We start from the raw sequence: 21,643 nt of genomic DNA, 5'->3' as shown, positions 1-21,643 counted from the left end.
CAGATTTAATGGTTACATTCGATAGCGCAATTCCGTATGACAAACTTCCTCCAAAAGTATGTCGGGTACCCCTTTGCTCAATTTATCCTAAGGTCATTTGCTCTCAGCAAACAGATATAGTCCCTACATGACTAACAGTAAATTATTTACGTATGCTTCTTTTCAAAATCACTCATTTACATTAATCATTTTATAAATGACTGTCAATCTTATTAATACCATTATTTTACACAAAATGTATAAAAAGTCCTTGTTGTTAAATAAAGCGTAATAAACTATAAAAAAGCTACCACAATATTATTGGGTAGCTTTTTTAACTATTTTTTTGTTTATTATGCTTACTTGCTTTATATTTATTCTACTTTTTTATCGATCATCTTCAAATTTCACTATACTAATATTTTTTATCCTCAATCATGATCTATCTAAATACTCGTAAACAGCAGTCTATTTTAGACCAAAATACCCTCATACCGTAGCAACATAAATAATTCTAAAAGCCTATGTTTTTTTAACACTAAATTTACAATCCTTTAAGTTCCTGTAATATTTTAGCCGCTTCTTCGGATCCTGCATCTGCCGCGAGTCCATACCATTTAATAGCTTCTTTCAGATTTCTATCTAACCCTGTATCTTTATTAAAAATATGCCCCAACTGTAGCTTGGCTTCCACATCTCCTTGAAGTGCAGCCTGCTTAAACCAATGAATACCTTTTTCGAGATTGCGTATTCCTGCCAGACCATTACTCCATATATAACCTAAATCATAAAAGGCGTCTACATGATATTGCTCCGCAGCTCTTTCATACCAAAACAGACCACGATTGACATCTTTCGCTTGGCCTAAGCGTCCCTCTAAATAAATTCCACCAAGTCGATATTGTGCTTCCACATACCCTGCCTCAGCTGATTTTTTATAGGCGTTAAAAGCTTCTTTCTCATCTACCTCAACGCCTAACCCCTGCTCATAAATTATTCCTAACGTAAACATTGCCTCTGCCACATTCTTTTGTGCAGCATAATCAAACCATTTTTTTGCTAATGTATAATTCGTTGCTACGCCCTCGCCATTAAAGTACATATCTGCTAAATTATTGGCAGCATCCGCATGTCCCTGCAAAGCTGCTTTTTCATAGTATGAAAAGGCAAGGGAATAATTTTCCTCCATACCTATGCCCCCAAAGCAAAAATTCCCAAGCATATATTGAGCATCTGCATTTCCCTGGGCAGCGGCTAGCTCAAACCATTTCAATGATTTTTCAGGTTGAAAATGTTTACCCTCTCTAGAATTATAGTATTCACCCAGTTGATATTGGGCATCCCCATCCTGCTCTTCAACCGCTTCTTTATACAAATCAATAATGAGCTCATGATCTAAGTCCTCTTCATCTAGAGCAGCAACTTGTTCATCTTGATGGCGAAAATACCACTCTACAATATCAAGCACATCATCTACTACTTCTATACTGTTTTTTAACTTTTCTAGCGAAGAAATTTGCCAAATGAGTATATAGATAGGCTGTGGAATGGCATCGCGCAAGACATCATCATATTCTGCCAACAGCGTTAATACATTCTCCTGTATCGATTGAGATTGCACTGTATGAACAATCTGTAAATGACGTTGTTGCTGTTCTTTTAATAACCCTCGTACTACTTGATACAGTATTTTCTGCAAGGCTGTTAGGTTAACTTCAGCGAATGTAAGTAATTTTATATTTTGAGCAAACCACTGATCTTGAGTTTGTGTAAGATTTTGTAGGGAAATTATTCGTTCTTTATTTCGCTTGGCTAAAATTTGCTCGTACATTATTTTCCTCCCTTGCACACTATGTAAAAAAACTGCCTTACCACTATTATATGGAAGACAGTTGAAGTTTGGTTACACATATGCTCTCAATAGTAAGCCTACGAATAGCGTAATAATTAAAAATACTGTGACATGGGTCCATTTATACATGGCTAATAAACCTATAAATTCTCGTGTGAATGCATTAGGAACATAGTAAAAAGCAGTTTTTGAGCCAATCCCCTCGGCATCTAATGCTGCTTTCCTAGCATAAATACTTGCACGAAACACATGGAAATTATTCGTAACAAAAATGGAACGATAGTTCTCTCCATGAGAATGGTGTTCCATTATTTGCTTTGAAAAGATCATATTTTGTTCTGTATTGGCTGAACAATCCTCCATTATTATCTTGTCAGTCGGAATATGATGTACTTCTATTAGGTATTGTTTCATTGCATATGCTTCTGATACCTTTTCATCATTTCCTTGACCACCAGAGACAATGATATAAGGCTTCATCTCATACTTTATATATTGCTTTACTGCTTCATCTAAACGGCTTGCTAAAAGTGGAGGTACTCTATCGCCAATTAATCCTGAACCTAATGCAATAATGTAATTTGGTTTATAACGTATTGGTGTAAGAAGATACAATATTGAATAAGCAAGGACACTAGTGTATAAGAACATTGTATAACCAAAAATTAAAAACGCATAGAAGAAAAGAATATGCCAAAACACATTTTCAATTTCAATAAAAATGACGAATACATACCATAACATCATAATAACAAAACTTAGCCCTAATATGGCTAACATTAAGTTACGGAATTTGCGTCCTTCCTTTTCTAATAATACTTTACTATTGAAAAACATGGCTATTGATAAAATAAACATAATACTTGGAAAGCTTCCTAATATAATGAATATCCCCATTTCAGAAATAATCCCCTGATCATTTGGTAGCAATAAAGGATAATGAATAATAAACGCTCTGACAATATATATCCCTATCACGCCAAGGGCTACAACGTTGAGAAAGCGCCTTTTTTCTGTTAGGTACAAAATGATAAAAATGGTAAGGAAGATTGATAAAGTTAGTAGCATTTTTTCACTCCTTCCTATTGCATAATTTCTACAATCATTACATCTGCCACTATTTGTCCATATTTTTTGATATAGCTTAATTTTTGAAAGCGTTTGTTTTATTTTTTAATATAGTTCATGTAATATTACTATATAAGAACTAGTTTATGATTAGATTAAAAATTATATTGGAGGAATGTATGTAATGAAAAAAATTCTTGCCGCTCTTTTTGCAGCGACACTGATATTTTCGACTGTTGGTGCAACATTATTTATTTCTGATACGCCAACGGCAGAAGCTAAATCCTATAAATCGGGTAAAAAAGGCTTCTCTAACAATAATAATAGCTCGAATATCCAAAAATCGGATACTACTAAAGATCAAAACAATGCAACAACAAATAAAAACAACTCAACATCTACTAATAAAGCAGATACTACTAAAAAAGGTGGTTTTTTCTCAGGTGGTCTGATGAAAGGATTAATGCTTGGCGGACTTGCTGGATTATTATTCGGTAGTCTATTTAGTGGTATGGGTATACTGGGGAATATTTTAGGTTTACTTATTAATGTGGCAGCAATTGTTGTTATTGTGATGCTTGTTGTGAAGATAATAAATATGTTTAAAGATAAAAAGCGCAAAGAGGAAGCACAATGGCACAAATAATCAACGAACAAGATATTATTAATGCTATTTGTTTATCTCAAGCCTACTATCAAAACATTCGCCCTGAGGATGTTCTTGTTGAATTAACTTACGAGGATGATGCAGGTTTTGGTGCAGAGGTCGAAGTCAACGGTCAAATCGAGGTGCTTAATACAGCAGCCATGATTGGTGCCTTACGTGTTTGGATCAAGGATGTTCTACACGGTGATCCATTCTCGACAGGGATTGAACTAGTTTTAGATGACGAAGAAGGCATTATTGCCAAACTATCATAAATAAAAAAATAGCAGTACAATGAATCGTCCAAAAAATTCATTGTACTGCTATTTTACTTTTTCAAACGTTTTTTAACCTCTTCTTTTTCTTCTTCATTCAGAGAAAAATCTACGATAGAGCGTCCCAGCATTAATAACATGATAAACATTACTCCTGTACCAACAATTAAATAAATCATTGTAAATACTTTAGAATAAGCCGTTGTTGGATATAGTCCTGTTTCGACTCCAGTTGGAATTAAGCTCACTACAGCAAAATACATGGCATCCAACCAGTACCATCCTTCTGTCCCCTTGTAGAATAGAGTTCCTGATAGAATGATTAAAAATAGTGTAGTAAACAATGATAGGAACTGTGGACGTTTAAAGGACCTCCACAGTCCTTTTCCTAATCTTTTAGCAGATAATATAAATGACAGCATCCCATTCTCCTTTATTTAGATAGACTATATTCGTTTCTTACGAAAACATCAAAAGGTAGAGGAGAAAATCCCCCTACCTTTTAATGATTATTGAATGAGTAGCTGACTAAGATTGGTAAATATTTTAGCTGCTTGACCTCTTGTTGTGACAGCCTCAGGTGAAAATTTCCCTCCATCCCCTGTCACGATTCCTAATTCATACAGCATTGTGATTGCACGTTTGGTTTCTGCATTATATGAAGCGACATCTACAAATGGCACATCGCCTTTTGCAATATACGGCTGATTAGATTGCTGTTCATAAGCGCGATGAATCATTAAAGCTAATTGAGCGCGTGTCACAGGGTGTCCAGGCTTAAATTTCCCATCTGTTCCTTTAATAAGACCATGTACATATGCTGCCGCAATTTCTGCCTGTGTTGCTGCATCATAATTTTCGATATCAGTAAATGGTGCTTTTTCTTCTGTAGTTAAGCCAAGGCTTCTTACAAGAATAGCTGCAGCTTGGGCACGTGTTACACTACTCTCAGGTCTAAATGTCCCATCAGTATAGCCGTTCATTATACCTATATTTGCAGCTGTTTGAATATAATCTTTTGCCCAATGATTCTGTGTATCTGTAAAGCTAACTGTTCCTTTCGTAGTGAAAGTTACTGTAGGATTTTGAACACTTTCATTACCAGCAGCATCAATTGCTTTGATAGATACATTGTAGGTTGTATTTTCTATTAAATCTTTGAGCGTAATTGTAGTAGTGTCAGCATTTAATGTTGAAGTTAATTTTCCATTCACATAGACAAGGTAATTTGCTACGCCTACATTATCTGTCGCTTCTTGCCAGCTAACCTTAACAGTTGTACGATCTTTTACCTCTACTCCAATAGCCTGCGTGACATCCCATAAAGAGCTTGTTTTAATGATTGGTAAAAATGCTTCATTTGCTACTGCTAAATAACCAGCTTCACTTAAATGAATATTTTCAGGGTTTGGTAGATAGTTGGCAACATCCTTTGCAACAACATCATATGTAGGAACAAAAATAGCGCCCGCTTTTTCAGTAGTTGTTTTAATTGTTGCATTCAATGTAGCTAATAACAAATTAAATTGTTTTTGTAAGTTCTCACTATAGTATGGGAAGGAATTATAATAGCCCATTACATATACTTCAGCTTGTGGATTAATCTTTTTGATTTCAGATAGAATAGTAGCAATGTTCGATACAGCTTCTTTAGTAGCTTTTATGATAGCCACAGTGTCAATTCCCGTTGCTTGAGATTCTTTTAATATTGGCAATAGATCATTTGCCCCAGCTGTTAATGTGATGATTTCAGCTTCTTTAATAGAAGCCCGTAACTTTGCCTGTTCGTCTGTATAGCCAAAACCAGTCACTGTTTTTGCAACATCATTTTGTAGATCAGCTAAAACATTTTTAGTTGTGTAGCCTGACATAGCAAAGCCCTTATTAAAGGAAGTAAGGAAGCCGTCTTGCTGTAATGCCTGTGCAATAAAATCGGTATAGCCTAATCCAATTACACCTACTTCATTCATCCCATGTGCTAATGAATCACCAAGTGCCACATAATCGGTTTGTACAACCCAACTTGGTGCTATATGGTCACCCTGTCCTTCTTCTGCACTAGCTGCTACAGGTATAGCTAATTGCAAAGCCAATACACTTGAAGCTAAAAAACGAAATTTCTTTGATAATCGCATTTACTCTCTCCTCTACTTATAAAATAGTCGTTATTTTCACTATTTTACTAGAGGAACGATAAAAATAGGTTAAATTACAACAATCTTTTTGAAACATTTCATTTTTTATCTAATTAACCTGTATCTTTCCATAAATCCCACCACCACCAACTTCAATGGCTAATTGGCCCTTTCTCGCTAAATCGATTAAATGGGCTAGTTTATGTGGCACAATTTGTTCAAGCTGGTCGATTGTTACACGATGCAAAATATTCATTTCTGTACCAAATGCTTCGATTAAACGTTCCATCATTTTAGGACCAATACCTGGAATGAAATCAAGTGGTATCTGATGAATATAAGGTGGTCTATTTCGTTTATTGGGAAAGTCTTCAGATAGCTCCTGTATACGGGTAGCTACTCCCTTTATAATTTGAGTACTCCCACATCTTGTACAAATGGTAGCCTCTTTACTTAGCTGTTGACTACATTTTGCACAAACTGTTTGATGATATTTGCCAAGCAAAGGGTTTAGGCCATAATTGGCTATTACCGCTCGTCCCTCTTGCTCATGCAGGGCCATTTTTAATTCTGTAAAATTCGCTTCTGCTAATCGTAACTTTTGATACTCTCGTGCTAATTTCCCAAGCGAATGTGCATCAGAATTGCTAACGAATGTATATGCTTGTAATTCTTTAATATGACTTACCATATTTGTATCAGAGCTTAAACCTAATTCAATACCATCAATAAGCTGCGGATCAAAGACTTCAGTTAAACTTCGACGAACCCCTTTGCCAAACAAGCTTTTAAATGGTGTAAATACATGTGCAGGAATAAAAATACCTCCCAATTCATGTACCTTTTGCTGCAAGGTCTGACCATCACAATAAATACGCTGTGAACTTAAATGGATATTCTTCATATGTTGTGACATCCATTCTGAGAACAGCTTCATGAGCTCTAGTGTAGGAAAGTAAGCAAGCACATGAATAGGACCCTGACAATGTTGATCATAAATTTCGATCTCTGATCCGGGAATTAAAGTTGTTTCCTGAAATCGCAGACCACCTTCTTTAAGTTCTTGTAGTTCTCCGTGTTCAATCATCCTCACCATTTCTTCGATTACTTCAGGTGAGTGACAGTCAATGATCCCAATGATGTCTAATCCCTTTCTTGCACTAGCCGTCTCTAAAATTCGTGCTAATGTTAACGTTTTACTGCCAGTAATTTTCACTGCCCTTCCACTAGAAGTACGTCCAATATGAATATGTAAATCAGCATAGAATTCATTCAATTCAAACACTCCTTTAAATACATTCTATAAAACGAAAATACCTTACATTACTGCAAGGCATTTCTCACTTCATTATGATGGATGATTTGTAGTAGTGCTATTATTTGACTCAAAAGCGCCGGAACCGTGTGATGGTGTGGAGGAAGCATCATAGGCAACTAATGTTACACCAATCTTTTCTTCAAGCTCATTAATTTTTTCTAGTTGCTGCGGGTCTAATTGTGCAAACTTAATTTCTTTCATGGTCATCAATCCTTTCAATTATACAATTCCCCGAAATATAGAAAATATACTCCTTCGCATAATTGTGGAATTACGAACGAACATTGGATAATAAAAAATGACTGATAATCAGTCATTTTTTATTGACATTATTTTTCTTATTCTATAACATAATAATTAAGTAAGGCAAAAGTGAGGGATTGCATGTCAAAAGAAGAAAAAATTATTCAAGCTGCCATTGAGGTTTTTCGAGAAAAAGGTATAGAAAAAACAAAAGTTTCAGATATCGTTAAAGCTGCTGGGATCGCTCAAGGAACATTTTATCTTTATTTCCCATCACGCCTTTCTGTTATGCCTGCTATTGCAAAAAATATGGTAGAAAGAATTATTGCTACCTTAGATGAAGGTATTTCAAGTCATAAGCCCTTTGAACAGCAACTTGAAGAGGTTGTGGAAATGGTTTTCTTAATCACGAAAGATTATGGAGATATCGTTGCACTTATTTATGCAGGTATTGCGCAAACTGAGCATTTAAAAGAATGGGAAAATATATATGCACCCTATTATGACTGGATGAGTCATTTCTTATTATCTGGCCAGCAACAGGGAATGATACGTGATTCAATTGACCCAACACGTTCTGCTAAACTGATGATTGGTCTAATTGAATCTGCTGCTGAACAAATTTATTTATTTGATGATAGCAAGGACGAAACAATGAAATTGCTCAAGCTTGAGCTTATAGACTTCCTATCTCACGCACTTGGCCTACGTCACCCATAAAAGTGACGTTCTCTTTTACCTCGAAAATGACTGAATGTCAGTCATTGTATTACCTAATAGAAAGGATTTTATTGATGAAAAAAGAATGGATGTACGTCGTTTTAACAAGTTTATTTGAATTGCTTTGGGTATTTGGCTTTAACGTAGCAAGCTCATGGTGGCATTGGATAATTATTGTGACAATCATTGCTATAGATTTTCATTTCTTATCGAAGGCTTGTGAGAGCTTACCTACTGGTACAGTCTACGCTATTTTCGCTGGAGCAGGTGCAATCGGTACCACATTAATGGATATTTTCATTTTCGAAGGAGAATTTAATGCCATTAAAGGACTGTTCATGATTATTTTATTATTAGGTGTGATTGGTCTAAAATTAGCGGATAATTCCTCTAAAGAGCAGATGCAAACGAAAGGAGAGAATGTATAATGGGTTGGATACTTATTATCTTAGCTGCATTGTCTGAAATTATAGGTGTGGTTGGCTTACGCTTCTATAGTCAGCATAAAACATTACGAAACTTAATGTTTTATATTGGTGGTTTTGGTGTGTCTTTTGCCCTTTTATATGCATCCTTCAACTATTTGCAGTTAAGCATTGCCTATGTTGTTTGGGTAGGAATTGGTACTGTTGGAGCTGTACTCGTAAATATCATTTTCTTTGGCGAATCTAAAAATCTATCACGTATTATCAGTATCATAGCAATTATCATAGGTGTAGCAGGCTTAAAAGCAGTATCTTAATGGCTTTACAATATAGGACGCCACTCTTAAATCGGAGGCGTCCTGTATTCATTTATTTAAAATGGCATGAAATGGGAGTAATTAAGATAAAAATTCATAAATACCATCCGCTATAAATTCTGCAGGTCCACGCATCCAGATATGGTCATTGTCAGCCCATCGAATGACTAAGTCACCGCCCCTAAGTTGGACTACTATCTCTTCTTCCTTCTGACAAAAACCATTTAATATAGCAGCCACTACCGCTGCACAAGCACCTGTCCCACATGCCTCTGTTATACCCGAACCTCGTTCCCAAACGCAGCATTTTAATGCCTTCTCATGAACAACCTCTACAAACTCAACATTGCAACGATAAGGAAATCTCATATCGTTTGCTATAATACCGCCTAATGTTCTTAATGGTGCTTGCTCGATCGCATTCACAAAAACTACGGTATTGGGATTGCCCAAAAACAAAGCTGTTACTAAAAGAGATTGTTGGGGTAAAGGAAATATTTCATTGATGACAAGCTCATTTGGGTTTCCTAACATCGGAATGTCTTTGCGCAATAAGAGAGGTTTGCCCATATCGACAATCACTTCTATTACACGATTGTCTTGCACCACTACCTGTGCCAGCATAATCCCGGATTTCGTTTCAATCGTAATTAGCTCTTGTCGTACAATATGACGTTCAAAAATATACTTAGCAACACAGCGAAGACCGTTACCACAATTTGTCCCCTCAGATCCATCTTTATTAAATACACGCATACCACAGTCAGCAATTTTAGAGGGTTGGATAATAATCAATCCATCTGAGCCAATACCAGTATGGACATTGGCCATTTTTTGAGCCAATTCACAAAAGATATCTTCCTTGTAATCATGTTGGAAAAGATCAAGGTAGATATAGCTGTTACCAATACCATGCATTTTCGTAAAGGCTATTTGCATACAGTCACTCCTTAAAGGATGTTTTATGTATCTAATAGAAGATGACACTTTTCTATATTTGGCTAAACCCCTTAGTGAACTGTTCAGGAACATATGTAAGATACGGCTTCCCTGTCATTGGATGTATTTGAATATCCGCAAAAACACCAAATACATCTTGCAGCACTGTTGGCGTAAGTACTTCCTCTGGTGTACCATGACAAACTATTCGCCCTTGCTGTAAAACGTAAATTTGATCGCAATACATAGCAGCAATATTCAAATCATGTAAAGCTGCTACTACGGTTAAATGCAAAGTCTGAATTAAATCCATAAGTTGAAGTTGATGTTGAATATCTAAATGATTCGTCGGCTCATCTAATATTAATATCTGTGCTTGTTGAGCGAGTGCCCTTGCAACCATGACACGTTTTTTCTCGCCACCAGAAAGCGAACTAAAGCTTCGTTTCTCTAAATGCGATATGCCCGTTTGCCTAAGAGCCTCTTTAACAATTTGAAAATCTTTCTCTTGATCAAGCTCTAACAGCTTTTTATGTGGGGTTCTTCCCATACTGACTAAATCATGCACAGTGAAATCAAATAATACGGGTGTCTCTTGGCTTACAACAGCCAAATTTTTCGCAATTGCTTTACTTGATTGCTTTAATATATCTTGCTCATTTAATACTACTGATCCACTTTCAGGTTTTAGGAGACGATACATATTTTTTAACAATGTTGATTTTCCGCTCCCATTAGGACCAATTAATCCAACAAATTGCTTTTCTTTTATTTGAATGCTTACATCATGCAGTATACGCTGATCGTAAATGGAGAATGATACTTTTTTCGCTTCTAATGTCATGGAAGTTAATCTCCTTCACCGAAAGAATAGTTGTTACGACGGAGAAGCCAAATGAAAAATGGTCCTCCACAAAAAGCCGTAATAATACCAATTGGCATTTCCTGAGGAGCAATAATAATTCGAGCAAAGGCATCTGCCCATACTAAGAATATTCCACCTATTAAAGCACTGATAGGTATTACGTATTTATAGTTTGAGCCCACAATTAAACGCACAATATGGGGAATAATCAATCCCACAAATCCTATAGAACCACTAACTGCGACAAGCACACCTGTTAATAGAGATACTAGTAGTATTAACTGAATACGGAATTGCTGAAGATTAACGCCTAATGTCACTGCCGCCTCTTCTCCTAGTAATAATAAATTTAAATTGCGATAGTGTAGCCACAGTAGCCCAAATACAACCAAGAATACGAAAGCTGGAATCACAATATTATTCCATTTGGCTCCAGCTAAACTACCTAGCATCCAAAACATAACAGCCTTTAAGGCCCCTTCTTGCTTTGACATCATTAAAATAAAGTTAGAGATAGCCGTTAAGATAAAGGACACAGCCATGCCTGCCAATAGCAAGCGGAAAATAGAGACACGTCCCCCAACACGTGATAAGAAAAAGACAAGTGCAATGGCAAGTAATGAACCAAGGAATGCGGATACTGAAAGAGCGTAAATACCTAAAAATGAAAAGGCTCCTAAAATAATCACAGAAGTAGCTCCGACAGCTGCCCCTGAAGAAATCCCTAGAATATACGGGTCTGCAATAGAATTACGTACTAGTGCCTGAATGGCTGCCCCTGCAATAGCTAACCCCGCTCCTACTATCGCAGCTAGCAAAACACGAGGTGCTCTTATTTGCCAGATGATGATTTCCTGAGAGCGACTCCAATCTTGCTCGATCGAATTTTGTATAAAAGGAATTTTAGAAAGAATAACTTTCCATACATATAACGGTGTAACTGAAACTGAGCCAACCATTACAGCAAAGGTCATTGAAACAATTAATACCATGAAAAGTACGAAGGAAAATAACATAAATTTTTTATTCATCTGTTTTAAACTCCTACTGAATATTGATGAATGAAGCAATAAAAAAAGGTATCCCATGCGAAAATGCGCATAGAAATACCCAAGATTAAACAAAGTCAGAAAAATATCCAGCTATTGTCCGTAATTGCTTGCATCCTCGTGGGCATTACAGGTATTACTAAATGGCAGGTCTCCTGGCTTCGATTCACTATCCTATAATTGCCTTCCCATTCTTAAACAGTGGCAAATCATATTATAGGATTCCTCGTTACAGTTGCGGGACAGCGTCGGACTTCCACCGACTTCCCTTTTAAGTGACATTCAAAATGTCACACCAATAGTATTTGAAGTTATAAAATTGTGACGGTTCTATCATACATTTTTATAGATAGATAGTCTACTTCAATTTAATTCAGCAATTGAGTTAACTTATATAAATAATAAGGTTGACACAAATACATTCGTTTTTTACACTAGCAGTAATAACTTATAAAACGAGGTGAAATCATGGCAACTGTTACACAACATAGTCACCATAAGTTAAGAACTGTTGACATTACCTACATTGGATTATTTACAACGTTAATGATGGTGGGTGCTAATATCACTTCCTTTGCACCTTTTATGGTAGTTGGTGGTGTACCCATTACGCTTCAAACCTTCTTTGCAATTTTAGCAGGGCTTATTCTTGGTAGTAGAAAAGGTGCGCTCGCCTGCACAATTTATATGTGCGTAGGATTGGCAGGAGCTCCTGTCTTTGCTCGTTTCGGTGGTGGAATTGGCCAAATTTTAAGCCCTACCTTTGGGTTTATTATTACATTTATATTTGCGGCATTTGTTGCGGGGTTAATTGTAGAACGAAGCAGAACAAAGAAAAGTTTTATCGTAGCTGCTTTGGTAGCAACGGCTATAAATTATTTGATAGGAACAAATTGGATGTTTTTTGCCTATAAGCTATGGGCAAGTGCGCCAGAGAATTTTTCATATAAGCTCGCTTGGCTTTGGATGATTCCTCCACTACCAAAAGATATTATTTTAGCTATTTTTGCTGGTATCTTCGCCCATAGATTACAAAAAACATTGAAGATCATGCCTATTCAATAGCATATCTCCCCGCCAGACTAAAGAAATGTTTTTCATAGGTTATATCCATCGTTTCTGCACATTTATTTGCTACATTAGGAGCACATAGTGAGGAGGATATCATATGAAATTCAATAAAAGATGGTCAGTCGGACTATTATCAGTAGTCGCTCTAATTAGTTTATCGGCTTGTACAGAGGATCAAACAAAACCTGCGTCCACTTCTAATGAAGCTGCTGAAGAAATGGATCATTCTACAATGAACCATTCAAGTTCTGGCGAAGTACCAGTAACGTTAAAAAAAGCTGAAAATCCGAAATTTCCTATAGGAAGCACAGCCATTATTACAGATGGACATATGGAAGGTATGAAAGGGGCCGAAGCAACAATAGTAGGTGCCTATACTACAACTGCCTATGTTATTTCCTATGAGCCTACAACTGGTGGAAAGCGAATAGAAAAGCATAAGTGGGTAATTCATGAAGAATTAATTGACCCACAAGAAGCACAACTGGCTCCTGGAACAGAAGTAAAAACGGACGCAACACATATGGAAGGTATGGAAAATGCGACTGTCCTTATTGACGAGGCTGTGCAAACAACTGTATATATGGTTGATTATACTGCCACTACAAGTGGTGAAGCTGTAACAAATCATAAATGGGTAACAGAAGAAGAGCTTAGTCCAAAATAATAGAAATAACCTCTACCTTCAATTCTGGTAGAGGTTAATTTCTAGCTTTTATGTTCCATTTGCTTTCTCTTTGCAGACTTATGCCATTTATAGCCGATGCCCCAAACGGTTTGCAAGTAATCATCCGCCGGAAAACCACTTTTTCTTAATTTTTCTCGTAAATTACGTACATGTGAATCAATGGTACGATCTTCAATCGTTACATCATATCCCCAAACGGCATGTATAAGGTGTTCTCTAGAAAATGCTCTATTTTGATAATCTAAAAATAGGGCGAGCATGGCAAATTCCTTTGGTGTTAATGGAATTGCCTTATGTTGAAAATATACTTCAAAGGACTCTCTATCTAAACAAAGCCCTTCAAAGTTAATCACTTTTTCTTCAGATATCGTTCTTCTTAATACAGCATGTATGCGTGCTAACAATTCTTCCTCATCAAAAGGCTTTAAAACGTAGTCATCAGCACCAAGATTTAAACCTTTTACAATATCAGCGTGTTCTCCTTTTGCAGTAAGCATAATGATAGGAACATCCCAAAACTTCCTAATTTCCTGGCAAACCTGCCACCCATCCATCTCTGGCATCATAATATCCAAAAGAACTAAATCCACATGCTCTTCTTCTAAAAAATCCAATGCCTCTTGTATAGAAGACATTGCTCTACAATTAAATAGTGGTTCCAAATAAAGGGTTAATAAATCTAACATTCTTGGTTCATCATCAATGCATAAAATCGTTTTCATTCGTTTCTACTCCTTTAAATGATAATTCAAAAGTAGTCCCTTTATTTATTTCACTTCTAACCTTTATTTCTCCCCCATGTGCTTGTACAAGCTCCTTGACAATAGCAAGCCCAAGTCCAGATCCACCTAAAGCACGACTACGTGATTTTTCCACTCGATAAAACCGATCAAAAATATACGGTAAATCCTTCTTTGGAATTCCTTTCCCTGTGTCTTCAACGATGATGCTTAAAATTCCACTGTCTTGTTTTACAGTGACTGTAGTCATATCTCCTGGTGCACAATAGATTAATGCATTATTTAATAGATTAATCAGAATTTGCTCAAGTCTTGCTTCATCTGCACATAGTGTTAAGCCATTATCACAACGTACAACTAAATAGATACCTTTATCTTGAAAAGCGGGACTTAATTTTTCTTCAATGCTTGTAAAAAACGGCTCTAAATGTAAGCAATGTTTTTCAATTACAAATGAGTTTTCATCCATTTTCGCTAAATCAAATAAATCTTTGATTAATCTAGAAAGTCTATTTGTTTCTTCTATTATAATAGCTAAATACTTTTGACGATCTTGCCCTGTTAAATCCCGTTTAGCAAGAATGTCTGTATAGCCTTTAATAAAAGTTAGCGGTGTACGAAGCTCATGTGCAATACTCGATAAAAACTCCTTACGCTCTTGCCTTAGATGATTTAAATCATTGGATAAAAGCTGGATAGCATTTGATAAATCCCCAAGCTCATCTTTTCCATTCGTAGAAAGAGCAACTGTAAAATCACCCTTACTCATTTTCAATGTAGCCTCTTTCATTTGAATAAGTGGCTTAGCCAGCTTACGAGATAGAACAACAATGACTGCAATACTGACTAGACCAGATACAATACCCACGATGAGAAAATGCTTATTCAGCCGTTTCATTAATGCATGGATGGAATCGGTATTTTGAAACATAAATACATAGCCAATCGTTCCTTGCTGATTTTGAATAGGGCTTATAGTCGCAATTGCTTTAACTTCTTGCCAATTGTCTTGTAAAACCCTTCCTTCATAAGGTATTTCCCCCTCTATTTCACGAATCAGATCACTGATTTCTTGATGTGGCTGTGAGGATGCAAGGATTGTCCCGAAATGGTCAGTCACCACGACATCTGTACTTGCTTCTGATTCCATAAGAACGACATGTGCTAGTGTTTCATTATTGAAGTTCTGTTCTAATATAGTACGATGTGAATTTCCTCTCGCTTGTAAACGCTCTAGTTCCTCTTCCACTCTAGAATTCGTCAGGGAAACATGCAAAAAAAACATCATAAAGGTTTCAATACAAAACAATGTGATGAAGAAGATAATGCCCAGCTTTAATGATAATTTTCTCATCCGTAACCACCATTTTAGAATTTCTTAAAAGTATATCTTGAAAGTGTGAAGATTTCATGCAGAAGTAGCATCTTTCCAAACAAAAAATGCCCATAAGTATATTGTATACCTATGGGTCATAGTATTGAACATTCATTAGAATTTGTATGAAAAAGGCTTGCCGCTTCACAAGAATTACCATCTTAGCAAAGATTTTATGGGTAACTAATCACTTCTCCAAGTGCCTATCCTTTCTCTAATGGGCTATTTTATCCGTTACTGCTGTATGAAAAATAATCTCTTGATGTATGGTTGATGGGAGAGGAGCTAGCGTCACAGAGTAGACCCTAGAGCGAACGGAATTGAGGGAAGCGGCATCGGACGCTAGCGGAACCGAAATCAACCATTCGCCTTAACAAAAGAGCTTTTTTTGCTAGTGACATCCTCTTTTTTTCAACAATATAACCCATAAGTATATTGTATACTTATGGGTTATATTTTAATTAAACGTATTTTTTTGCCCAACTTAAGAAATTATCAATAACTACGTCAAGGAATTTCACTGTACCTTCATCAGTTAAATTGCCTTCTTCATCAAATTTAGTGTGAACAGCACCAATATAAACGTCATTACCGCTAAGTAATGGTGAGTTAATGCCTGGAGAGAATAAAATATCACGTAAATGTAATTGTGCTTTTACAGTACCTAAGTTCCCCATTGATGCACCCATAATGATAGATGGTTTGCCAATCATTACTTTATCTACACGAGATAGCCAATCAATAGCATTTACCATAACCCCAGGAACTGTACCATTATATTCAGGTGTAACCCAAAGTACAGCGTCTGCAGCTTTTACTTTTGCTTTAAAATCAAGAACTGCTTGTGGAGCCTCATTTTCAATATCTTGATTATACATTGGTAGGTCCTTTAAGCTTAATACTTCAAGATCTAACTTTTCTGTATAACGTTTTTGAATAAATTGAGCTAATTGCATATTATAAGATTCTTTACGGATACTACCTACGATTGCTACTACTTTCATGATGTTTCCTCCTAAATGTACATTATTCATAGTATTTGTATAGCTATTGTATTTTATACCATTTCAATAATAAATGGCAAATTCTTCAACTGGCTTGCGATACCCACGTAATCGACGACTGCTTTCTTTTTCTTTCCCAATAGTAATCATTAAGGCTATTTCATGTGTTTCTGGCACATTGAAAAGCTCACGCATTTTCTGATTATCAAAGCCAATCATTGGGCAAGTGTCCCAACCACGATTTTTCGCAGCTAGCATGAATAACATTGCAGACAGAGAAGCATTACGAATGGCTTCATCTTTCATGAATCCTTCACCGCGATCCTCATAAAATCTTGTATTCTCTGCTACAATATCCTCTAGTTCACCCGCTGTAATTATGCCTAAATCCACCATGCCCTGACTTAACTCAGCAGTATTTTTATATGCTTCCTTGTCACCTAGTACAAGAATTACACCTGAAGCTGAATGTACTTTATATTGACCATATGCTGCCTCTCTCACCTTTTCTTTCATATCCTCATCCAGCACAACAATATAATTAGCATGCTGTAAGTTAAATGCTGAAGGGGCAAGCTTAACATCCTCCAAAATAGGGCGTATATCTTCTTCAGTCATTTTAACGTCCTTGATAAAATTATTAGCAGAGCGACGCTTATCAATCAGCTTGGAAAATTCCATTTTTTTATCCCCCAATACAGTTATGTATACATCCAGTGGGGCTTTGCTTTCCCAACTGGATGAAATTGTGTTACTCATATTCTTTATCGAACATAATGGAACTTCTTACAGTGTCAATCGGACGAACAAGACTTTCAATCTGTTCACGTTTTGGTTCTAAAAATGGTGGTAATGACAGTTTTTCTCCTAATGTTTCATATGGTTCATCGCCCATAAATCCTGGACCATCTGTAGCCAATTCAAATAAAATCTGCGGAGCTACTCGTGCATACAATGATTCAAAGAAATGACGATTTACATAGCCAGAAGTGTGGAAACCAAAACTTTCGAAACGTGCAGTCCATTCATCTAATACCGAACGATCCTCTACACGAAAGGCAGCATGGTGAACAGTACCAAAACCTTGACGAGCAACGGGTAACACTGTGTTGTGCTCGACAATAATCTGGGCGCCATTTCCTCCCTCGCCTACTTCAAATAAATGGAAGTCCCCTTCATCTGCAATCTCTGTAAAAAGCATTACCTTTTCTAAAACATCCTTAAAGTATTTAAAATTAGCGACACGGACAAAAACTGGTCCTAAACCTGTAATGGCATACTCAAGTGGGATGGGGCCATTCTGCCAAGGCGTACCTGCCGCCACACCTGTATTGTGCTCATCAGAAATTAACTGATAGTGCTGATCATCAAAATCTACGAAAGATAGTGTTTTTTTACCAAACTGTTCTTTCATACCTGTATGCTTCACATTTAAACGGTCAAAGCGCTTTATCCAATAATCTAAAGCAGCATCCGTTGGTACACGGAAAGAAGTCTTTGAAATTTCATTTGTACCATGTACACCTTTTGGGATATTAGGGAAATCAAAGAACGTCATATCTGTACCCGCACTACCCTTATCATCTGCAAAGAATAAATGGTATGTTTGAATGTCATCCTGATTCACTGTTTTCTTTATTAAGCGCATTCCTAAAACATAGGTAAAGAATTTATAATTTTCTTCAGCACTACTTGTGATAGCCGTTACATGGTGTACACCTTTTAAATGATTCATAGTATGCTCCTCCTATATATCTCGATATCGAGATATATATTTAAATTTTTTTATTGGTTAGTGGCGTTCTTGCCAACTTTTTTAAGTGATAAAATCATGTTGTCCAGCTCCTGGGCTTCCAATACTTCAAATATCTCATTTATTTTCTGTTCATGCTTAGGGAATATTTCCTCCATCAAAACCTGTCCCTCAAGCGTTAGTAATACGTACGTAACACGACGATCTCTTGGACATGCCTTACGGTACACATAGCCCTTTTGCTCGAGCTTATCAATCACATAAGTAATACTACTGCTTGCAATTAATATTTTTTTACCAATCATTTGAACTGGTTGTTCTCCATGGTGATACAAAAATTCAAGAACCGAAAATTCAGTTTGATTTAAATCGAATTGAAGTAAATCTCTTCTAGTTGCATCTTGAATCGTTTGATATGCTCGGAACAAGACCGTAAATGCTTTTAAGTTACGATTGTTTTGCTTCATACGACTCCCTCTTTTTACTTCGAATTTAATTATCTCTAATTCGAGATAATAATAACATATACATTTTTAAACAGCAAACAATTTGTTTCTTTATGTTTGTCATCTTTTCGTTCGGGTAGAAGGTAGTTGTAACTTATAAAGGAGGATTCTAAATGAAAAAAGATGTCAATCAAAAACAACAACAGCTAGAAGCATTCCGAGTAAGTGATAAAGATCAACCTCTCACAACCAATCAAGGATTAAAAATATCGGAAGATGAACATTCACTAAAAGCAGGTGAGCGAGGACCCACTTTACTAGAGGATTTTCATTTCCGTGAAAAAATGACTCACTTTGACCATGAACGAATTCCTGAACGAGTAGTACACGCACGTGGCTCAGCCGCTCATGGAATTTTTGAAACATATGAATGCGCAAGTGATATTACAAAGGCTCAATTTTTAAATGGAAAAGGCACTAAAACCCCTGTTTTTGTCCGCTTCTCTACCGTTGCCGGGTCTAAAGGCTCTGCAGATACTGTTCGTGATGCACGCGGCTTTGCTACTAAGTTTTATACACGGGAGGGCAATTATGATTTAGTTGGAAATAACATACCAGTATTTTTTATTCAAGATGCTATTAAATTCCCCGATTTTGTACACGCTGTAAAGCCCGAACCAAATAACGAAATACCACAAGCACAAAGTGCCCATGATACTTTTTGGGATTTCATTGCAAATAATCAGGAGTCTGCTCATATGGTTATGTGGCATATGTCAGATAGATCGATTCCACGAAGCTATCGAATGATGGAGGGCTTTGGTGTTAATACTTATCGCTTTATCAATGCCGAAGGAAAAGCCCACTTTGTTAAATTTCATTGGAAACCTGTACTTGGGGTAAAATCATTAGTATGGGATGAAGCACAAATCATTGCTGGAAAAGATCCCGATTTTCACCGCAGAGATTTATGGGAATCCATTGAACGTGGGTATTTCCCAGAGTGGGAGCTTGGTGTGCAACTTATTCCAGTTGAAGATGAATTCAAATTTAGCTTCGATATTCTTGATGCCACGAAAATATGGCCTGAAGAAGAAATTCCAGTACGCATTCTTGGGAAAATGACCTTGAATAAAAATGTGGATAATTTTTTTGCAGAAACGGAACAAGCCGCATTCCATGTCGGGCATGTTGTGCCTGGCATTGATTTTTCAAATGATCCTTTATTACAAGGTCGTTTATTCTCCTACACCGATACACAGTTAATACGACTGGGAGGACCTAATTTCCATGAGCTTCCTATTAATAAACCAATTTGTCCATTTCATAATAACCAACGAGATGGCTATGGCCGACAAACCATTAATGTGGGACAAGTTAGCTACCATAAAAATTCCTTAGCCAATAATACACCACATCCTGTTTCTGAAGCAGATGGTGGATATAAGCATTATGAAGAAAAAGTTGAAGGGCATAAAGTACGTGCACGTAGTGAGAGCTTCAAAGACCATTTTTCTCAAGCAAGATTATTCTGGCTTAGTATGACAGATATTGAGAAAAAGCATATTATCGATGCCTTTAGCTTTGAACTTGGCAAAGTAAAAAATAAAGCGATTCGAAAACAAGTTGTAGACATGTATGCTCATGTCAGTTACTCACTTGCTTCAGCTATCGCTGAGCGTATTGGTATAGTTCCACCTGTAGAAGTGGAAGTACCACATATTCAACAAACTTCTCCTGCTGTTAGCCAAGTAATCAATGCAAAGGAAAGTGTCAAATCTAATAAAGTAGCTGTAATTGTTACAGAAAATAGTAGTGAAAAATTAAATGAACTTATTGCTACATTTTTAAGTGAAGATATCGTAGTTGAACTAGTAAGTAATAAACAAGGCATAGTAAGCGGTTATGAAATTCACGAAACATTTGCTACTACCTCCTCAGTTCTTTATGATGGGGTTTATGTTACAGGAGCCTTTCAGAATTCCTATGAACAAGCAAAAGCAGAACAGTTTATTGAACAAGCCTATCAGCACTGTAAAACAATAGGTTATACGGAAAATGTTTTATTTTTACAGCATATAGCCAATAAACATGGGGTTGCAACCGATCCAAAATCTTTTGTTCATGCCCTTGCTAAACATCGACATTGGGTACGAGAATGTAAATGAATGTAAAGCCAGCTAACTGATTAAATCAGCTAGCTGGCTTGTTTTTATTATTTAATTCGTTTAAATTCCTTTTCATTGCCGTCTACAAATTCGACATCCACTTCAATGGATTGATAGTTATCTTCAATATTGAATACTTTGATTACTTGATCAATCACTTCATCATTAGATGTTGTAGAATCAAAATTCAACTGCTTAAATAACGGCTCTAATTTAGTATAAGCTTCATCGCCCTGCAGTTTTTCATTTTTTCGATCATCTTCTAATTTTGCTTCTATTCCTGTTTTTTTATCCTCATATTCTACCTCATAAGACTCCGTTGCAGAGTAATCAACATCTAAAGAAAACTCTAAAAAATTAAATGTCACTTGGTCAGTTGGCGTCTCACCCGTCTGTTGAGTAGCATTCTGATCTGCTGGAGCATTTGCAGGCACATCTTTTACCTCATCCTTATTACAGCCGTAAAGAATAACAGTCATTAAAGAAATCACTAAAATAAATTTCAATTTCAATTTATTCACTCCTTTCTTTACATATTATTTCCCCATTCTTCTACAAACTAACCTA

The 21,643-nt window shown here is 36.4% G+C and carries 24 protein-coding genes and 1 riboswitch; of the genes, 8 read left to right on the top strand and 16 right to left on the bottom strand.

From position 1 onward, the window contains the following. Positions 1-523 precede the first annotated feature (523 nt). A complete protein-coding gene (locus tag C7B89_RS00940; RefSeq protein WP_066038129.1) occupies positions 524-1,810 on the bottom strand; it encodes a tetratricopeptide repeat protein in 1,287 nt (428 codons plus the stop codon). Positions 1,811-1,882: 72 nt separating this feature from the next. Then, entirely contained in the window at positions 1,883-2,899 is a 1,017-nt protein-coding gene (locus C7B89_RS00935; RefSeq protein WP_115673000.1) for a YdcF family protein, read from the bottom strand. A gap of 184 nt (positions 2,900-3,083) precedes the next feature. Between C7B89_RS00935 and C7B89_RS00930 the strand changes: the two genes are divergently transcribed. Both C7B89_RS00930 and C7B89_RS00925 read left to right on the top strand, forming a co-directional pair. Further along, positions 3,084-3,545: a hypothetical protein gene (locus tag C7B89_RS00930; RefSeq protein ID WP_048394976.1), complete on the top strand. Its 462-nt coding sequence runs from the start codon at positions 3,084-3,086 to the stop codon at positions 3,543-3,545. Further along, a complete protein-coding gene (locus C7B89_RS00925; protein WP_004224435.1) occupies positions 3,533-3,820 on the top strand; it encodes a DUF2653 family protein in 288 nt (95 codons plus the stop codon). Before C7B89_RS00930 ends, C7B89_RS00925 begins: the two co-directional genes overlap by 13 nt. A 53-nt stretch (positions 3,821-3,873) precedes the next feature. Here C7B89_RS00925 and C7B89_RS00920 read toward each other — a convergent pair whose 3' ends face one another. The 4 genes from C7B89_RS00920 to C7B89_RS00905 all read right to left on the bottom strand — a co-directional run bounded on the left by C7B89_RS00920 (position 3,874) and on the right by C7B89_RS00905 (position 7,474). Then, positions 3,874-4,242, bottom strand: a complete 369-nt coding sequence (locus C7B89_RS00920) for an ion channel (protein ID WP_048394973.1) — start codon at positions 4,240-4,242, stop codon at positions 3,874-3,876. Between the two features lie 87 nt (positions 4,243-4,329). Then, positions 4,330-5,955: an S-layer homology domain-containing protein gene (locus tag C7B89_RS00915; protein ID WP_115672999.1), complete on the bottom strand. Its 1,626-nt coding sequence runs from the start codon at positions 5,953-5,955 to the stop codon at positions 4,330-4,332. A gap of 109 nt (positions 5,956-6,064) precedes the next feature. Next, positions 6,065-7,231: an endonuclease Q family protein gene (locus tag C7B89_RS00910; protein ID WP_115672998.1), complete on the bottom strand. Its 1,167-nt coding sequence runs from the start codon at positions 7,229-7,231 to the stop codon at positions 6,065-6,067. A 72-nt stretch (positions 7,232-7,303) separates the two neighbouring features. After that, positions 7,304-7,474 (bottom strand): hypothetical protein, encoded by a 171-nt coding sequence (locus C7B89_RS00905; protein ID WP_175400775.1) that lies wholly within the window; start codon positions 7,472-7,474, stop codon positions 7,304-7,306. A 183-nt stretch (positions 7,475-7,657) separates the two neighbouring features. Between C7B89_RS00905 and C7B89_RS00900 the strand changes: the two genes are divergently transcribed. From C7B89_RS00900 to C7B89_RS00890, 3 genes are all read left to right on the top strand, one after another. Next, a complete protein-coding gene (locus C7B89_RS00900) occupies positions 7,658-8,236 on the top strand; it encodes a TetR/AcrR family transcriptional regulator (protein ID WP_048394966.1) in 579 nt (192 codons plus the stop codon). 74 nt (positions 8,237-8,310) lie between these two features. After that, a complete protein-coding gene (locus C7B89_RS00895) occupies positions 8,311-8,664 on the top strand; it encodes a DMT family transporter (RefSeq protein ID WP_048394965.1) in 354 nt (117 codons plus the stop codon). Further along, on the top strand, positions 8,664-8,978 hold the full coding sequence (locus tag C7B89_RS00890; RefSeq protein ID WP_115672997.1) for a DMT family transporter: 315 nt from the start codon (positions 8,664-8,666) through the stop codon (positions 8,976-8,978). The genes C7B89_RS00895 and C7B89_RS00890 overlap by 1 nt, the downstream gene beginning before the upstream one ends. Before the next feature lie 81 nt (positions 8,979-9,059). Here C7B89_RS00890 and dapF read toward each other — a convergent pair whose 3' ends face one another. The 3 genes from dapF to C7B89_RS00875 are packed head-to-tail and all read right to left on the bottom strand — an operon-like array spanning position 9,060 to position 11,813. After that, positions 9,060-9,917, bottom strand: coding sequence for a diaminopimelate epimerase (dapF, locus tag C7B89_RS00885; protein WP_115672996.1), 858 nt, complete (start codon positions 9,915-9,917; stop codon positions 9,060-9,062). A 52-nt stretch (positions 9,918-9,969) separates the two neighbouring features. After that, a complete protein-coding gene (locus C7B89_RS00880; RefSeq protein WP_048394959.1) occupies positions 9,970-10,761 on the bottom strand; it encodes a heme ABC transporter ATP-binding protein in 792 nt (263 codons plus the stop codon). Positions 10,762-10,766: 5 nt separating this feature from the next. Next, positions 10,767-11,813, bottom strand: coding sequence for a FecCD family ABC transporter permease (locus tag C7B89_RS00875; RefSeq protein WP_066038133.1), 1,047 nt, complete (start codon positions 11,811-11,813; stop codon positions 10,767-10,769). Between the two features lie 146 nt (positions 11,814-11,959). Beyond that, a riboswitch (cobalamin riboswitch) is annotated at positions 11,960-12,146 on the bottom strand. Between the two features lie 153 nt (positions 12,147-12,299). On the opposite strand from C7B89_RS00875, the gene C7B89_RS00870 reads away from it, so the two are divergent. Further along, the gene (locus tag C7B89_RS00870; RefSeq protein WP_115672995.1) at positions 12,300-12,896 is read left to right on the top strand and encodes a biotin transporter BioY; all 597 of its coding nucleotides are present in this window, start codon (positions 12,300-12,302) and stop codon (positions 12,894-12,896) included. 103 nt (positions 12,897-12,999) lie between these two features. Continuing rightward, the gene (locus C7B89_RS00865; protein ID WP_115672994.1) at positions 13,000-13,569 is read left to right on the top strand and encodes a YdhK family protein; all 570 of its coding nucleotides are present in this window, start codon (positions 13,000-13,002) and stop codon (positions 13,567-13,569) included. A 41-nt stretch (positions 13,570-13,610) separates the two neighbouring features. On the opposite strand, the gene C7B89_RS00860 is transcribed toward C7B89_RS00865, so the two are convergent. The 6 genes from C7B89_RS00860 to C7B89_RS00835 all read right to left on the bottom strand — a co-directional run bounded on the left by C7B89_RS00860 (position 13,611) and on the right by C7B89_RS00835 (position 18,929). Then, entirely contained in the window at positions 13,611-14,312 is a 702-nt protein-coding gene (locus C7B89_RS00860; RefSeq protein WP_054548876.1) for a response regulator transcription factor, read from the bottom strand. Next, positions 14,290-15,684, bottom strand: a complete 1,395-nt coding sequence (locus tag C7B89_RS00855; protein WP_208644719.1) for a sensor histidine kinase — start codon at positions 15,682-15,684, stop codon at positions 14,290-14,292. Before C7B89_RS00855 ends, C7B89_RS00860 begins: the two co-directional genes overlap by 23 nt. A 482-nt stretch (positions 15,685-16,166) precedes the next feature. Continuing rightward, on the bottom strand, positions 16,167-16,709 hold the full coding sequence (locus C7B89_RS00850) for an NADPH-dependent FMN reductase (protein ID WP_048394950.1): 543 nt from the start codon (positions 16,707-16,709) through the stop codon (positions 16,167-16,169). Between the two features lie 63 nt (positions 16,710-16,772). Beyond that, the gene (locus tag C7B89_RS00845; protein WP_004224402.1) at positions 16,773-17,390 is read right to left on the bottom strand and encodes a nitroreductase family protein; all 618 of its coding nucleotides are present in this window, start codon (positions 17,388-17,390) and stop codon (positions 16,773-16,775) included. A 70-nt stretch (positions 17,391-17,460) separates the two neighbouring features. After that, the gene (locus tag C7B89_RS00840; protein ID WP_048394949.1) at positions 17,461-18,444 is read right to left on the bottom strand and encodes a ring-cleaving dioxygenase; all 984 of its coding nucleotides are present in this window, start codon (positions 18,442-18,444) and stop codon (positions 17,461-17,463) included. Positions 18,445-18,494: 50 nt separating this feature from the next. Then, a complete protein-coding gene (locus tag C7B89_RS00835; RefSeq protein ID WP_004224400.1) occupies positions 18,495-18,929 on the bottom strand; it encodes a MarR family winged helix-turn-helix transcriptional regulator in 435 nt (144 codons plus the stop codon). 152 nt (positions 18,930-19,081) lie between these two features. Between C7B89_RS00835 and C7B89_RS00830 the strand changes: the two genes are divergently transcribed. Further along, the gene (locus C7B89_RS00830; protein WP_115672993.1) at positions 19,082-21,076 is read left to right on the top strand and encodes a catalase; all 1,995 of its coding nucleotides are present in this window, start codon (positions 19,082-19,084) and stop codon (positions 21,074-21,076) included. Positions 21,077-21,123: 47 nt separating this feature from the next. Here C7B89_RS00830 and C7B89_RS00825 read toward each other — a convergent pair whose 3' ends face one another. After that, positions 21,124-21,597: a YusW family protein gene (locus C7B89_RS00825; protein ID WP_231595732.1), complete on the bottom strand. Its 474-nt coding sequence runs from the start codon at positions 21,595-21,597 to the stop codon at positions 21,124-21,126. Positions 21,598-21,643: the final 46 nt, after the last annotated feature.

The organism is Lysinibacillus capsici, assembly GCF_003367505.1.
Lineage (GTDB): Bacteria > Bacillota > Bacilli > Bacillales_A > Planococcaceae > Lysinibacillus > Lysinibacillus capsici.
This window is presented reverse-complemented; position numbering and strand designations above follow the sequence as displayed.